At 59.5% G+C, this 15,472-nt stretch carries 14 protein-coding genes; 11 read left to right on the top strand and 3 right to left on the bottom strand.

Going from position 1 to position 15,472, the window contains the following annotated elements; genetic code table 11:
* Nucleotides 1–92: 92 nt before the first annotated feature.
* From AB5Y84_RS12135 to AB5Y84_RS12120, 4 genes are all read left to right on the top strand, one after another.
* Entirely contained in the window at nucleotides 93–1,517 is a 1,425-nt protein-coding gene (locus AB5Y84_RS12135; protein WP_368177016.1) for an NAD(P)/FAD-dependent oxidoreductase, read from the top strand.
* Nucleotides 1,518–1,551: 34 nt separating this feature from the next.
* On the top strand, nucleotides 1,552–2,112 hold the full coding sequence (locus AB5Y84_RS12130; protein ID WP_257725017.1) for a hypothetical protein: 561 nt from the start codon (nucleotides 1,552–1,554) through the stop codon (nucleotides 2,110–2,112).
* Between the two features lie 13 nt (nucleotides 2,113–2,125).
* Nucleotides 2,126–3,484 carry a hypothetical protein gene (locus AB5Y84_RS12125; protein ID WP_368177015.1) on the top strand — a complete coding sequence of 453 codons (1,359 nt, stop codon included), beginning with the start codon at nucleotides 2,126–2,128 and terminating at the stop codon, nucleotides 3,482–3,484.
* 70 nt (nucleotides 3,485–3,554) lie between these two features.
* Nucleotides 3,555–4,766: a Bcr/CflA family multidrug efflux MFS transporter gene (locus tag AB5Y84_RS12120; RefSeq protein WP_257725019.1), complete on the top strand. Its 1,212-nt coding sequence runs from the start codon at nucleotides 3,555–3,557 to the stop codon at nucleotides 4,764–4,766.
* Between the two features lie 76 nt (nucleotides 4,767–4,842).
* Here the strand turns inward: AB5Y84_RS12120 and nhaD are convergent, their stop codons facing one another.
* Entirely contained in the window at nucleotides 4,843–6,267 is a 1,425-nt protein-coding gene (gene nhaD / locus AB5Y84_RS12115; RefSeq protein WP_005361260.1) for a sodium:proton antiporter NhaD, read from the bottom strand.
* Between the two features lie 107 nt (nucleotides 6,268–6,374).
* Entirely contained in the window at nucleotides 6,375–6,842 is a 468-nt protein-coding gene (locus AB5Y84_RS12110; protein ID WP_005333716.1) for a DUF4357 domain-containing protein, read from the bottom strand.
* A gap of 197 nt (nucleotides 6,843–7,039) precedes the next feature.
* Between AB5Y84_RS12110 and AB5Y84_RS12105 the strand changes: the two genes are divergently transcribed.
* The 4 genes from AB5Y84_RS12105 to AB5Y84_RS12090 all read left to right on the top strand — a co-directional run bounded on the left by AB5Y84_RS12105 (nucleotide 7,040) and on the right by AB5Y84_RS12090 (nucleotide 12,915).
* Nucleotides 7,040–7,720, top strand: coding sequence for an ABC transporter ATP-binding protein (locus tag AB5Y84_RS12105; RefSeq protein WP_257725020.1), 681 nt, complete (start codon nucleotides 7,040–7,042; stop codon nucleotides 7,718–7,720).
* A gap of 30 nt (nucleotides 7,721–7,750) precedes the next feature.
* Nucleotides 7,751–10,180, top strand: coding sequence for an FtsX-like permease family protein (locus AB5Y84_RS12100; protein ID WP_368177014.1), 2,430 nt, complete (start codon nucleotides 7,751–7,753; stop codon nucleotides 10,178–10,180).
* A 124-nt stretch (nucleotides 10,181–10,304) separates the two neighbouring features.
* Complete coding sequence (locus AB5Y84_RS12095) at nucleotides 10,305–11,354, top strand: lipocalin-like domain-containing protein (protein WP_257725028.1); 1,050 nt, start codon at nucleotides 10,305–10,307, stop codon at nucleotides 11,352–11,354.
* A 598-nt stretch (nucleotides 11,355–11,952) separates the two neighbouring features.
* On the top strand, nucleotides 11,953–12,915 hold the full coding sequence (locus AB5Y84_RS12090) for a type I restriction enzyme HsdR N-terminal domain-containing protein (protein ID WP_257725022.1): 963 nt from the start codon (nucleotides 11,953–11,955) through the stop codon (nucleotides 12,913–12,915).
* 205 nt (nucleotides 12,916–13,120) lie between these two features.
* Here the strand turns inward: AB5Y84_RS12090 and AB5Y84_RS12085 are convergent, their stop codons facing one another.
* A complete protein-coding gene (locus AB5Y84_RS12085) occupies nucleotides 13,121–13,912 on the bottom strand; it encodes an alpha/beta fold hydrolase (RefSeq protein ID WP_005333728.1) in 792 nt (263 codons plus the stop codon).
* Nucleotides 13,913–14,029: 117 nt separating this feature from the next.
* On the opposite strand from AB5Y84_RS12085, the gene AB5Y84_RS12080 reads away from it, so the two are divergent.
* The 3 genes from AB5Y84_RS12080 to AB5Y84_RS12070 are packed head-to-tail and all read left to right on the top strand — an operon-like array spanning nucleotide 14,030 to nucleotide 15,291.
* Nucleotides 14,030–14,413, top strand: a complete 384-nt coding sequence (locus AB5Y84_RS12080) for an MmcQ/YjbR family DNA-binding protein (protein WP_005333730.1) — start codon at nucleotides 14,030–14,032, stop codon at nucleotides 14,411–14,413.
* Nucleotides 14,410–14,898, top strand: coding sequence for a GNAT family N-acetyltransferase (locus AB5Y84_RS12075; protein ID WP_216955450.1), 489 nt, complete (start codon nucleotides 14,410–14,412; stop codon nucleotides 14,896–14,898). Before AB5Y84_RS12080 ends, AB5Y84_RS12075 begins: the two co-directional genes overlap by 4 nt.
* A gap of 57 nt (nucleotides 14,899–14,955) precedes the next feature.
* Complete coding sequence (locus AB5Y84_RS12070; protein ID WP_005333735.1) at nucleotides 14,956–15,291, top strand: DUF3802 family protein; 336 nt, start codon at nucleotides 14,956–14,958, stop codon at nucleotides 15,289–15,291.
* Nucleotides 15,292–15,472 lie beyond the last annotated feature (181 nt).

The raw sequence follows: 15,472 nt of genomic DNA, 5'->3' as shown, positions 1-15,472 counted from the left end.
CCTGTGGCAACAAGGGCACGGGGTAACAACACTATTCGGGAGCCGCGCCTTGGCGCGGTTCCCTTATCTATCAAGCAGTTTCGGAATAGGTCATGAGCGATAACAACAAGAAAAGCATTGCAGTGCTGGGCGCTGGCCCCGCCGGTTTGATGGCGGCCTGGCGCCTGCGCTGCGCCGGTTTTGCCGTCACCCTGTTCGAGCAGGAGCCGGTGGTCGGCGGCATGTGCGCCACCCAGACCTTCAAGGGGCGCGATGGTGAGTATCGCTTTGACTACGGCGGTCATCGCTTTATCACCAAAAACCCCGAGCTGCTCGCCTTTATCGACGAGCTGATGGGGGATGACCTGCTCCACGCCGAGCGCAAGAGCGTCATCCGCTTTGGCGGGCGCACCTATGACTACCCCTTGAACCTGCCCAACCTGCTCAAGACGGCGCCGCTCGCCCTGATGGCCGGTGCGGTAAAAGACTTGCTGCTGTTGCCCTTTAGCAAGAAGCCGGATGATTTTGCCAAGGCGAGCTTTGCCGAGTGGATCCAGAGTCACTTTGGCCGCACCCTCTATCGCCAGTTCTTCGAGGGCTACACCGGCAAACTGTGGGGCATCAACCCAGACAAGCTCTCCGCCGACTGGGCCGGTCAGCGTATCAGCCTCATCGATCTCAAAGACGTGGCGCGCCGCCTGCTGCCAAGACGTAACGGCAGTATCTCGGTGCGCACCTATGCCCGCAAATACCGCTACCCCAAATATGGCTTCGGCCAGATCTTCACCACTCTGGGGGAGCGACTGGTGGCAGAGGGCGTTGAGCTCAAAACCGGCGCCACCATCACCCGCCTTGAGCAGGCCGATGGCCGCATCGAACGGGTTTATTGGAAACAAGATGACATTGAGCAGAGTGAGCGCTTTGATCAGGTGATCTCCACCCTGCCGCTGCCGCTCACCTGCCAGCATCTGGGCTTGCCGTGCGATCTGCACTACCGGTCGCTTCGCTTCGTCAATATGCCACTCAAGCAGGAGAACCTGTCGGACAACACCTGGCAGTACCTCTCCGATCCCCATATTCTGGCCACTCGTTTGCAGGAGCCGCGCCGCCGCAGCCCCTTTATGGCGCCCCAGGGCCAGACCTCGGTGATGCTGGAGATCCCCTGCAATCCGGGGGATGCCACCTGGCAGGCGCCGCTGGCCGATCTGCGCGGTCGGGTTACCGCCGATCTCGCGAGCCTCGGTGTCGATACCGCCAAGCTTGGCGATGAGACCTTCGAAGCCCGCAGCGAATACGCCTATCCGCTGATGGATTTGGGCTATCAGGCCCGTCGTAACGAAGCCATCAAGGCGCTAATGCCGATCAGTAACCTCATCATGACCGGCCGTCAGGGGACATTCCGCTACATCTTCACCGACACCGCCATGGAGATGGGAATGATGGCCGCCGACATGGTGATCGACGGGGTGGACAGACGTCACGCCATCTTTAACCATCGCAACGAAAACACCGTGATTGAAACCCAGAGCGTGGCATGAGTGCCGCGCCATTGGCATAAGTAAGGAGAACAGGATGACCATACGCCCGGGTTTACTCGCCCTCACCCTGCTGCTGGCCCTCTGCGGGCAGGCGCAGGCTTACTCCTACGCCGCCGCCGGCAAGGAGCCACTGATCGACGCCCGCGAAGCGCTGCTGGGCGCCGCCACTGACGGCAAGGATGCCAGCGCCACCTTGAGCGAGATTGCCGACGAGCTGGCCTATCTGGAACAGCACCACAAGGTGGAACTGCAAGCGCCGCTGGCCGCCGCCATCAAGGCCAAAGATGCCGCCGCCACCGCCGCCCTGCTCAACCGCGCCTACAAGGCGGAGATCGAGCGCCGCCTCGAAGGGGCCAGCCAGAATCTTGGCGACTACCAGACCGCCAAGGTGCTGGTGGTCAAGAGCAAGCGCTTCCTCGATCTGATCCTCCCATCACTCAGTGAAGGGGATCGCAAGGCAGCCGAACAGGCGCTGGCCAAGGTGCTGGATGCCATCGGCAACCCGGGGGTATTCGGGGTGGGCGCCAAGCCTGCCGATGCCGCCGCCTTTAGCGATGCAGAAAAAGCGCTGATGGCCGTGCTGGCGCCGCTTTGATGGCCTCTCATCGATGATGACGGCCCCCCTCATCCCCAACCCTTCTCCCGCAAGGGGAGAAGGGGGGCGTCACCACGGCCGATTACGCTTCGCTAATCGACCCTACTTACTGATCCTGCTGCAACTGGCCTGGCTCGGCTGGCTGCTGGCCTTCCCGGTGGCGCTCGATTCCGACGATGCCCTCAATTTTGCCCACGGGGTGACGCGCTTTAGCGTGCTGGAGTTCTCCCCCCACTTTCCGGGCTACCCCGCCTTTATCTGGCTGGCGCGGCTAATCAATCTGGCGGTGGACGATCCGGCCCGCGCGGTGCAGTGGGCAAGTCTGCTCGGGAGCAGTTTGCTGGCGCCGCTCGCCGCCTTGTTGGCGGTGAAGCTGTGGCAACGGCCAAGCCTGCTCGCCCCCGTCTGGTTGCTGGTACTGGCACTGCCGCTCACCCCGACGCTGGCGCTCTCCGGCCTCTCGGACGGGCCCGCGCTTGCCGCCTGGCTCGGAACGCTGCTGGCCTTGCAGCAGCGCAAGAGAGCGCTGGCGGGTCTGTTACTGGGCCTTATGCTGGCGCTGCGTCCCTCCTATTTTGTGCTGGCGTTGCTGCCCCTGTGGCTCGGGATGGCGCAGAAGGAAACGCGCTTCAGGTTTGTGCTCCCCATCGTGCTGGTGGGGCTAGCCTGCCTGCTGTTTGTCTGGCAGGCCGATGGCTGGGCCTATTTCAGCGAAGGGCGGCGCTTTACCGATGGCCACTTTACCCTGTGGGGCAACACGGCGGCGGCCCATGGCGATCGGCTGCTGAGCTGGGCGCGCACCTTCAAAGATCAGCTCACCCCGCTTTGGCCCGTGGCTGTTGGAGCGCTACTGGTACTGCCGCTTTGGCAAAGATCAAAAAACCGCCCTGCTGCCCCTCCCCCGCTCTGGACGCTCTACTGGCTCGCCCTGCTGCTCTGGACCCTGTTTGGCCAGAATCCCGACAATCCCCGCCATCTGGCCCCCATCACCCTGCTCGGTATTGTGCTGCTGGCAGGTTGGCTGTCGCGCCGTGCTGAGTGGCTGGTCGCGGTGGCCGGATTGCTGCTGCTCGGCGCAACCTTCACCCTGCCCCGTCCGCCCGCCATGGTGCAGGCGGCAAGGCTGGCAGAAACAGCGTGCCCGGCATTGGTGACCCAGTGGGGCGTGCGGCTGCTGCGGGAGACCACAGCTCTGCCGGTGACCGATGGCTGGTACAAGGGGGATGCGGCGCTGGCACTCTCTCAGGGAGCCTGCCGCCTCAGTCGCCGCCCCATCGCCGCGAGCGAAATGCCCACCGCGGTGCGCCAGCACTGGTTTGCCCCGCGCTTTGCCGCCGAGCCCGGACTCTGGCTCGCCATACCGGATCCATAGCCGCGACAAAACTGATAGACTGCTTTTTTCGCGCTTTTCAACCCGACGTTTCGCATCAACTGGACACCCTATGCCCCAATCGCCAACAGCTCAGGCTGCCGCCCTCTCCCCCCGTTTCCTGTTTATCCTGCTCGGTGCTCTGGCGGGTCTGACCCCGCTGGCGGTGGATATGTATCTGCCCGCCATTCCGGCCATCGCCCGGGATCTGGCCACCAGTATCGACGGCGCCCAGCTCACCATCAGCGCCTTTCTGGGCGGCTTTGCCATTGGCCAGCTCTTCTACGGCCCGCTGGCCGACAGCTATGGCCGCAAGCCGGTGATCCTGGCGGGGCTCATCATGTTTGCCATCGCCTCGGTGGGCTGTGCCATGGCGGACTCCCTGCCCGAATTGCTGGCCTATCGGATGTTGCAAGCAGCGGGCGGCGCGGCGGGCTCTGTGGTGGTCAACGCCCTGCTGCGCGACCTGTTCGAGAAGGATGCGTTTTCTCGCGCCATGTCGTTCGTCATTCTGGTGATGACCCTGGCGCCGCTGGTGGCCCCTGTGGTGGGCGGCTATATCAGTGCCCACGCCGACTGGCGGGTGATCTTCTGGCTGCTGGTGGGGATCAGTCTGCTGATCTGTCTGGTGATGCAGTGGAAAATTCAGGAAACCCTGAAACCGGAGCACCGCCAACCCCTTAATCTGGGCCAGATCCTCAAGAACTACTGGGGGGTGCTCTCCCATCGCGGCGCCATGGGTTATGTGCTGTGCGGCTCCCTCTCCAGCTCCGGCATGTTCGCCTTCTTAAGCGGCTCCCCTTACGTCTATATCGAGTACTTCAAGGTGCCGACCGAGCACTACGGCTGGCTGTTTGGCCTCAATATTCTGCTGATGATGGTGGTCACCTTCGTCAACAGCCGACTGGTGAAAGGGGTGGGCGCCGAGCGGATGCTGCAATACGGTCTGCTGGTGCTGCCCTGCGCGGGCGCCCTGCTGGTCTACAACGCCTGGAGCCAGACCGGCGGCCTGTGGGGCATCGTCATTCCGGTGGTACTGTTTGTCGGCCATATCAGTCTGGTGGGCGCCAACGCCATGACCGGCCTGATGGGCCACTTCCCGCAATCTGCGGGCACCGCATCGGCACTGGCGGGCACCCTGCGCTTTGGCATCGGCGCCCTGGTCGGCATTCTGGTCAACCTCAATCCGCCCCACTCGCCGCTGCCCATGGCCATCGCCATCGCCTGCTGCGGCGTGGGATCTACCCTGAGTTACTGGCTGCTGACCGGCAAGCGAGGCAATTGATCCCCCTCCCTCCTGTCAGGAAAACGAAAGAGGCTTCCGTCAACGGAAGCCTCTTTTCGTACTGGCGCCCAGACGTTCAGAACTGGGCACTGTTGAGCCAGAGATGCGCCCCTATGCTCACCAGATAACCGAGCAAGATGGCAGGCAGCCACTTCAGGTGGCCAAAGAAGGTATACATGCCGTGGGCCTGTCCCATCAGGGCTACCCCGGCCGCAGAGCCGATGGAGAGCAGGCTGCCGCCCACTCCGGCGGTCAGGGTCACCAGCAGCCACTGCCCCAGCGCCATATCCGGGTTCATCGAGAGCACGGCAAACATCACGGGAATGTTGTCGATGACGGAGGACAAGACCCCGATGAAGATGTTGGCCATGGTGGGATCCCCAGCGTCATACAGCCAGTGTGATACCAGCTCCAGATAGCCCATAAAGCCCAGCCCACCGACACACATCACCACCCCGTAGAAGAAGAGCAGGGTATCCCACTCCGCCTTGGCCACCTTGTTGAACACGTCAAATGGCACCACAGAACCCAGACTGCGCAACCGCACCTCATCTCCATTGCGTTCATAGAGTGCACGCTTGCGGGCAAGGGATCGCGGCAGCGACTTGCGCAAATAGAAGCCGAAAAACTGCAGATAACCGAGCCCCAGCATCATGCCGAGCACAGGCGGCAGATGGAGAAAGCTGTGGCATAGCACTGCCGTGATGATGGTCAGCAGGAACAGCGCGACGATGCGGCGGGCCCCCCGCTTGAGATCGACCACCTCGTTATCAGCCTCCGGCACATGGCGCGGCACCATCAGGCTCATCAGGATGGCCGGTACCAGAAAATTGAGCAGAGAGGGAATAAGCAGGGTGAAGAACTGGCCAAATTGCACCTTGCCCGCCTGCCACACCATCAGGGTGGTGATATCGCCAAAGGGACTGAACGCCCCTCCGGCGTTGGCGGCGATCACTATGTTGATGCAGGCAAGATTGACAAAACGTCGATCACCGTTGGCCACCTTCAACACCACGGCGCACATCAAGAGCGCAGTGGTCAGGTTGTCTGCCACCGGCGAAATACAGAAGGCAAGTCCTCCGGTCAACCAGAACAGGGTGCGCAGGTGAAAGCCGGATCGCACCAGCCAAGCACGCAGGGCATCGAACAGCCGCCGATCCTCCATGGCGTTGATATAGGTCATCGCCACCAGCAGGAACAGCATCAACTCGGCATATTCCAGCAGGGTATGGCGAAATGCCTGCTCGGCGACAGGGCTCATCCCCTGCTGTGCATAGGCGATACCGATCAGGATCCAGATCACCCCGGCGGCCACCAGCACGGGTTTGGACTTGCGCAGTTGCAGATACTCTTCAGCCATCACCAGGGCGTAGGCCAACACAAACAATCCGACACAAAAAAGTCCGATGGCGGAGGATGTCAACAAAACAGGGCCACTACTGGCATGGGCGGGAGGGATAAACAGGGAAAGCAGCAAAATAACAGGGGTGAGCGCAGACATGGTCTCTTCCTTTTAGAACCATCTGGCAATCATGCTAGCACCTGGATGAAAAGAAAAATTCATCCAGGTCAATTAACGCTTAATTGGTTTGCTGTCGAAACGCGGGATTATTTCTTGCCGAAACCCGACTGCTTGAGGGTATAGCCTGCGCTGTTTTGCCAGGCATCCAGACCGCTGCGGTTATTGCCCGCCACCAGACTGGCGGCCAGACTCGGGCTGTTGAACAGCTGATCGGCGGTAAAGACAAAGCCGCCCTGACTGCGGGGCACTATGACCCCCTTCTCCAGCAGTTCGTGACGCAGCTCGATCACCGCTTCACGCAGAGAGGCGGCATCCTCGCCATTGGCGGTGGAACCGGCCAGCACCATAAAGCCCGGATTTTGCCGCTTGCCCACCGGATAACCGTGGGCCTCGGCCCCCTTGCCGTTGAAGTGGTAGAGCTCGCGCTCCCCCGGCCGGTTGTCGGAGAGTGCCTTTTGCAGGGTCATCAGCTCGTTGTAGATCTCGATGGGGACGACGGCAGCCTGCTTGTTGCCCTTGCTATCGATGATAAAACTGACTTGCTTGTGTAACATCCTTGCTCATCCTGTGACCCATGGAAGCCCCTATTCTAACCACCTCGGGCAAGCGGGATCCAGCGAGGATCCACTGCTCTTTTGCCGCCTTGATCACTAACTGGCACTCTTGATCAACCGTAAGGGGTGTTGATCGATGCTGGCCGTGCTAGCGTACCAAGCATGATGAAAGCCATTGACCATCAAACGGTTATCCCATGCTGACCCTTCGCAACCTCTGCAAGAGCTTCGATAACGGCAGTGAACGACTGCCGCTGTTCCACCATCTCGATCTCGCCCTCCCCGCTGGCGAGATCACCCTGCTGCTGGGCCAAAGCGGCTGCGGCAAGTCCACCCTGCTCAATCTGATCGCCGGGCTGATTGCACCGGATGAAGGGGAGATCTGGCTGGGGGAGACCCGGATCGACAACCGCTCCCCCGACGAGCGGGCGCGCCTGCGGGGCCGCCATTTCGGCATCGTCTATCAGGATTTCAACCTGCTGCCGACCCTGACCGTGGCCGAGAATCTGGCCCTGCCGCTCGCCATCAACGGGCTGCCACCGGATGAGACAAAGATTGACCAGTTGCTGCACCGGCTCGATATGAGCCACAAGCGCCAAGCCTGGCCGGAGCAGCTCTCCGGCGGCCAGCGACAGCGGGTGGCGCTGGCCCGCGCCCTGATCCATCAGCCCCAGTGGCTACTCGCCGACGAACCCACCGGCAGCCTCGATGAACACAATGCCGAACAGGTGATGACGTTGATGGTGGCGGCGGTGCGCGATACCGGCGCAGGCTTGCTGCTGGTAAGCCACAACCCGGCCTATGCTGCGCTGGCAGACAGGGTGCTGCGCCTCGAAGGGGGGCAACTTATCGAACTCAAGGGGCCCCGTCATGACTAAACAGCGACTGCGTCTGTCGGGGGCTCGCTGATGCTGCCACTCAAAGCGCTGCTGCGCCTCTATCGCAGTCACCCCTGGTTGCTGTTGATGAGTCTGGCCGGGCTGGTATTGGGGGTATCGCTGGTGGTGGCCATAGAGCTGCTCAATCACAGTGCCCGCACCAACTTCGTCGCCGCCCGCAGCCAGCTGGCGGGGGAAGCCAACTACCGGTTGGCCCCCGCTGGCGGGCTGGATGAACAGCTTTACGTGCAGCTGGTGACCAGCCAACCCGCCCTCGATGCCATGCCCCAGCTCCATGGCTGGCTCAAGGATGAAGAGGGGCGCAGCTTTCAACTGCTGGGAATGGATCTCTTCAACCCCGGCCCCCTGCGCCAGCTGTTTGGCGCCCAACCCGCGAGCGAACCTGCCTTTTCCCTCAACCGCAACGACAGCATCTGGTTGGCGGCCCCCGAAGCGGAGCGCCTTGGCTGGCAAGCGGGCCAGAGCCGCCGCTTTGTATTGGGTGGCAACGATGGCGCCAGCGCCCGCCCTCTGACCCTGACGCTGGCGGGCACCTTTGAACCGGGCGCCGTGCCCATGGAGCGGCTGCTGATAACCGACATCGGCCTCGCCCAGCCGCTGCTGGGCAAAGCGGGTCGGCTCGATCGCATCGTCTTCAAATTAAGCGACGCCGAGGCTCGCACCCTGCAGGCCACCCTGCAAACCGATTACCCGAACCAGCCCTTGTGGCTTGAGCCCATCAGCCCGGCGCTCGATGCCAGCCAGCTTGGCGATGCACTGGCCCTCAACCTGACGGCGCTCTCATTGCTAGCTGTGGCGGTGGGATTGTTTCTGGTGTTCAACGCCCAGCGATTTGTCCAGAGCGTGCGCCGCCCACAGCTGGCCCAGTTGATCATTCTGGGGATGGGGCCGAGACGGGTGCTGCGCTGGCTCATTCTGGAGCTGCTTATTCTCGCCACGGTGGGCACCCTGCTCGGGGTGCTGCTCGGCAGCCTGTTGGCGCTGGCACTGATGGGGCAACTGACCCAGGCGCTGGCCGATCTCTATGGGCCCAACCCCATCGATATGTTGCGCCTCTCCCCCGTGAGCCTGCTCAAGGCGCTGTTGATCGGGCTGCTCGGCACGCTGGCTGCCAACCTGCCCGGCTGGTGGCAACTGCTGCGCCAATCCCCCCTCGAACTGCGAGCGGGAAGCAGCCGTCCCCCCGCTCACCCGTGGCGACGGCGCGTGCTGGCCATCGCCATCTTGCAGCTGTGCGCTCTGTGCCTGTGGTTGCCGCAAACGGGTCTGACCGGTGCGCTGTTTATCGCCGGCGGCTGGCTGCTGGCCATGGCACTCTGGCTGCCCGATGCCCTGCGCGGCCTGCTTGGCTGGCTGCGACGGCGCGCGGGCGGCCCCCTCACCGCCCGGCTCGGGGTGGCCGAGACCCTCTATCATCTCGACCGCACCGCCATCGCGGTGATGGCGTTGCAGCTCGCCATCGCGGCGGCCATCGGCATCGGGGTCATGGTGTCGAGCTTTCGCTCCAGCGTGGAGATCTGGCTCGGCCAGCGTCTGGCCGCCGATCTCTATGTCACCGCCCCCAAGGGGGTGGCGGGCAACAAGGGCACCTTGAGCGACACCACCCTCGAGACCCTGCTCGCCAATCCACTGGTGAGCGCCGCTTCGCGCCGCTCGGTGCACCCCGCCCGCTGGCAGGGGCAGCCTATCGAATGGGCGCAGATGGACTTTATCCCCCAGCTTAAAGCGGCCTATCCGCTGCTGGCCGGACGCTGGCCGACCCGCCCCGACGAGGTGCTGGCGAGCGAACCGCTGACGGTGCGCCTCGGGGTCAAGGTGGGACAGACCCTTGAGGTGAGCGGCGAGCAGGGGCCAAGGCAGTTCACCGTCACCGGCGTCTATCAGGACTACGGCAGCGACAAGGGGCAAATTCTGCACGCCTTCGAGGCGGGAGCGGTGCAATCCCTCGCCCTCTTTAGCAACGACCCCGAGCTGCTGGCCGACCGCCTGCGCGAGCGCTTTGGCGAGCAGCTAAACCTGCTCTCCGCCCCCGCCATCCACAGCGCGGCGCTCAAGGTGTTTGACCAGACCTTTGTGGTGACCGAGCTATTGAAACTGCTGATCCTCGGCATCGCCTTTGTCGGCATTGGTTCGGCCTTTATGGTGCTGGGGCTGGCACGCCGTGGCGAGCTGCAGACCTTGCAGAGTCTGGGTTTGAGCCCCCGCCACTGCCGCCAGCTGCTGGTGTGGCAAGGGGCTGGATTGGGGCTGCTCACCGCCCTGCTGGCCCTGCCGGTGGGCTATGGCCTTGCCTGGGTGCTGATCGAGGTGGTTAACCCCCGCGCCTTTGGCTGGCGCCTCGCCTTCGAGGCCGCCCCCCTCCATGCCGTCACCGCCCTGTTGCTGGCACCGGTATGTGGGGCATTGGCATCCTGGTATGCGGCAAGGAGAGTGGTATGAGCCAACAACCGCGAGATACGCCAGCATGCTGGCTCTCACACCTGATACGTGGCGCATTGGCATCCTGGTATGCGGCAAGGAGAGTGGTATGAAACAGATCAAAGGGTGGCCGCTGGCGCTGGGTATGCTCTGGACGCTCTATAGCGGGGCTATCGCTGCCAGCGATCTGGGCGCCCTGCTCGGCGGTGGCAACGACAGCTTTAAAAAGGTGCTGCCGGGGCAAACTATCAAACTGCCGGAGGATCACGCTGCCCACCCCGATTACCGCTCCGAGTGGTGGTATCTCACCGGCAATCTCAAGGATGAACAGGGGCGCGAATATGGCATGCAGTGGACCCTGTTTCGCCAAGGGATCGAGCAAGAACTCCGCACCAGCAACCCCTGGCTCACCCCCCAGCTCTGGCTGGCCCAGTTTGCCATCACGGATCTCGACCGTGGCTCTCACCAGCAAGATGAGCGGGCCAGTCGGCAGGGGCCGGGACTGGCGGGGGCCAGCGGCGGCCAATATTGGCTCAGGGAGTGGCGACTTGCCTCGCAAGGGGCGGCGCTCTTCCCTGCCACCCTCAAGGTGCAGAGCAAGATTGGCGACCTGAACCTCACCGTCACTGCCGCCAAGCCGCTGGTGCTGCAAGGCAAGGCCGGTTACAGCGAGAAGAGCCCGGGCAACGCCTCCTTTTACTACTCCTACCCGCGCCTGCATTTGAGCGGCACCCTGACTCGCGATGGCGAGACCCGCACCGTGACTGGACAAGGGTGGTTTGATCACGAGTGGAGCAGCTCAGTATTGGCCGAGTGGCAATCGGGCTGGGACTGGTTTTCGCTGCAACTGGCCGATGGCCGCGAACTGATGCTGTTTCGCCTGCGCACCAAATCGGGCCGCGCTAATCCCGAAAACCAGCCAGAAAACCGCTACGGTATCTTGATTGAGCGGGACGGCAGCAGCCGGGTGCTCGCCCCCGACGCGATTCGCCTCACCCCGGGCAACATCTGGCGCGGCCCCAAGGGGCAGAATTACCCCGTCGAGTGGCAGCTAAACGCCGCCGGAATGAACCTCACCATCAAAGCCCGTCAGCCCAATCAGGCCATGACAGGTCGCTTTGACTACTGGGAGGGTGCAGTCTCTGTCTCGGGGGATGCCAAGGGGGTCGGCTATCTGGAGATGACCGGCTACTGAACACCCTCGACAAACATGGCCGGTCTGCTCGATGACCCGAAATAAATCGCCCTTATAACAGGGCATAACAGTGATATCGCCCAGCCATTTATGTCACTTGGCGCCAGTCGCCAAGGATGCTTTATCTGTTTATTTATTGAACTCCCCTTACCCACTCAACCCGCAGCCAACTTGGCTCAAGTCTGATCCCCGTCAAAAAACCTTTCAAAATCCGAGCGATAACTAACTTTTTACTCACTTTAATTGGTCTACGTTTGATATCTTTCTCATCCGGCACTCATAGCCCCAAAGGCAGCCGAGGTAAGCCCATGATTTCCCGATGTTCAATTTGGTTAAAAACAGCACTCGGGGAGCTGCAACCCCGTGCGGTAGCCATTTTTGCTGCTATGGGATAAGTAATGAATACTCATTACACTCGTGACCAGCTAATTAGGATATATTTTATATATTTTGAAATGAATCCCCACTGGCAGGTGGGTAGTTGAAATGCCTCTTATATATTAAATATATAAACCACCACTAAATATACGTATAATAAAAATCCACATAATAATTTGCTACTAAATAGACTTATAGACATTAAAAATGGAGGCAACATATGTTTGAAGGTATAGATAAGTCAACTTTCGATGACCCAGAGTTCAAAGAGGATTCAGTCAGAGAGCTTGTTATTGCACCGATACTTAAAAAATTAGGATATCTACCTACAGGCAAGCATCGAATTGCAAGAAGCAAAACCCTAAGAAATCCTTTTATACGTGTTGGAACGCGAAATCACGCAGTAACTACGATTCCAGACTACACATTTTATATAGATGAGCGTCCAGTTTTCGTGCTTGATGCAAAAAGTCCGACCGAAGATTTGTTGGACCCTAACCATGTCCAACAAGCATATAGCTACGCTATTCACCCAGAAATATGTTGTGATGAATTTGGGCTTTGTAATGGTAGAGAACTTGTTGTTTTTAGTTTCAAAACGTTAGAGCCACTACTTCATATTGATTTTGAACAATTTGAATCAAATTGGGATGAAATAGAACGTCAATTAGCACCAAAATACTTATCCACTCCTGTTTTACGAAAATTTGCGCCGGATTTCGGAATGGCTCTATTGAGAATGGGGCTCAATAAAAGCACTGATTTTCACATGTTCCAAACAAGACTTAATATGTTTGCTAAAATTGATGACTCTCTAATGACTGCATCAGCAAATTGTAATTTTGGAGCTGGTGATTATTGTGTAAGTTTTGATTTCCATCCAGATATGTTGCCTATTATCATTGCTGGACTTCCCAAGCAATTAAGAGAGCGGTTCACTTATGCACTAAAACGCACACCATTTCAAGCGGCAGCGGGATTAGCAATAGAAGTCGATATAAATGCAAATCTGGGTGAGATAACCAAAGCACAGTCTGAAGAATTCATACCTCTAATAATTAGAGAGGTTTACGAATCTAGATTTAATCCTACTGAAGTTCCTAATCCACAAAATGATATACCTCCGAACATATTTAATCTTAGAGAACATTTTGTCATTAACACTAATGTGAATGCCAACTAAAAAGCTAATCATCTAGAATTAAATTACGCATTTTAATACATGAAGTTCATCACCAAGACTGTGCCACTCCACATACTCAGAGAATAGAAGTATTACTGTATATTCTGGCAATTTGCCTGTTTAGACAACCAATAAGGTGATGAATATATTGATTCATCTTGTACTTTCGTTTTTTCGCCACAGAACCCATTCTGCATGCTGAAGATTATTTTCTCCCGCCCCCCAGCGATTGAATAAATGCCAAGGTACGGCGATTAAACTGCTCCGGTTGCTCCACATTGCAGACATGGCCGCACTGTTCGATCACCGCTAATGAGGAGCTGGCATCGCGGGCCACCTGTTCGCGCACCGGTGCCAGAAACATATGATCCTCCTCCCCCATCACATAGAGGGTGGGTATGGGCAGGGAGCGTTCGCGGAAGTAACGCATCAGCGGGTTAACCTCGGTGGCGAGGCGGAACCAGCGCTTGAACTCTTTCTGGCAGAGCTTGCGAGCCTCGCGCACAAAGAGGTTGCGCGACTCCTGATGGTGCTGGCGCGGCATGATGATGAAGGCAAACAGCCGGTAGAGCCACATATAGGGCAGGAAGTGCTGGCCGAGTCGGCCCAGTTGCACCAGCACCCGCGAGCGGATATCGAGCCGCAAAATGGCGCCCCCCAGTACCATGCTTTTCACCCGCTCCGGGCAGAGTTCGGCCAGATGACGAATCAGGATGGTGCCAAGGGAGATGCCGACAAAGTGGGCGCGGCGGATATCGAGATGATCGAGCAGCCGAACGATATCTTCGGTCACTTCCCGAAAGCTGTAGTGGCCCTTGACCACCTGTTGCAACTGGTGGGACTGGCCGTGGCCGCGCAAATCCAGCAGCAGCACGTTGAAGTGCTCGCGATAGGCGCGCAGCTGCTTGAACCAGATGGAGGAGCTGCCACCGGCGCCGTGGACAAACACCACCCAATCCCGCTCGGGACCCAGCTCGAAAGTCTTGTGATACAACATCCAATAGGCTCCCTTGGTGATGGGGGGTATACTCGGCAGCGCGCATATTAACAGAACAGGCCCGCCGATAGATATGCGCCTGCATGACCCGGATCACCCCTTGCGCGAGAACTTTCCATGGATTTGACCCGTTTGCGCCACTTTCTGCTGACCCTGCCGGGCGCCACCGAAGATACCCCGTTTGGCCCGGAGATCCTGGTCTACCGCATCGCGGGCAAGATGTTCGCGCTGGTGGATTGGCAGGCCGAGCCGCTGACCATCAACCTCAAATGCGAGCCAGAACTGGCGTTGCTGCTGCGCGAGATCCACCCCGAGGTCAAACCGGGCTGGCATATGAACAAGCAACACTGGAACACAGTGACCCTGAACAGCACCTTGCCAGATGATCTGTGGCAGGGCTGGGTGCACCACTCCTATGAGCGGGTTGTCGCGGGTCTGCCCAAAGCCAAACGGCCACAGGCGCCGCGTCCCCTCTCCCCCACTGACGACCCAACCTTATGACCCCAGCACTTAGTCCAGCACTTTGCATTGTCCCCCTTGGCGAGGCACATATCCCCGCCCTCGTGAGCCTGTTTGAGCAGGCGGTGCGACGCTGCGGCCCCGAGCACTACAGCGCCGAGCAGGTGGAGCAGTGGGCCCTCGGTTCACAACATCCGGGCTTTGTCAGCCAGCTGCGTGAACACCACGGCTGGGTAGCGGAGCTGGCAAATGTGCCCCTCGGGTTTGTCACTCTGAGCCCCGATGGCCACCTCAGCCTGCTCTATGTGAGCGCCGACCATCAGCGCCAGGGACTGGGCAATCTGCTGCTCACCACGGCGCTCGCGGGGGCCAGAGGACTCGGCATGACGCTCATCACCACCGAGGCCAGCGCCTTCAGTTATGAGCTATTTTTACGACATGGCTTTACGTTGACCGGGCTGGAGTGCGTGGAGCGGGGCGGAGTCAGTTTTACTCGCCATCGCCTGCACTGCTGCTTGCCAAGCTAGGGCAAGCCACTAAAATACGCTTAATTTTCGTATTGTTACTGTATTGAGGCAGCAACCATGGTGGTAGAAAGTGAAGGCTATATCTCGCTGATCGAGTATCTGGTGGAGAGTTTGGGATTGTTTGAATCCCAACAGCAGAACGATGGTGAAGAGACCATCGAAGATCTGGTCAGTGGCCGTGTTGCCAGCAACCTGATGGCCATTTGCGAGCAAAACCCCCAGCTCGATCCCAAGGTGCGTTTCGCCATCATGCAGGAGGCCGACGCCGTGGTCGCCGACCTGGAAGAGGTGCTCTCTGCCGTCTGGCTGCGCGCTCCGACCCCGGAACAGAAAACCTTCCTCATCGAGTTTATCGATCTCATCAAGAACCTGTTCGATAGCGCCATCGGCTGATCTGCCGTCCGGCCCTCCCGCCCAACGCAAGATTTCAAAGCAGCAGATAAGGAAAAGGGCCGCCTTGGTGGGCAGCCCTGCTTGCTATCATTTTCAACCCGCCAGTGCGTTCATTCATCAGGCGGTTATCAAGGCAAGAAATGTGTCTGGACTTTGCATCCGATCCCTGGACGCTACCTAG

This window comes from Aeromonas sp. s11, from assembly GCF_040907945.1.
Lineage (GTDB): Bacteria > Pseudomonadota > Gammaproteobacteria > Enterobacterales > Aeromonadaceae > Aeromonas > Aeromonas veronii.
The sequence above is the reverse complement of the archived record's forward strand: the minus strand, read 5'-3'. Positions and strand labels throughout refer to the sequence as shown.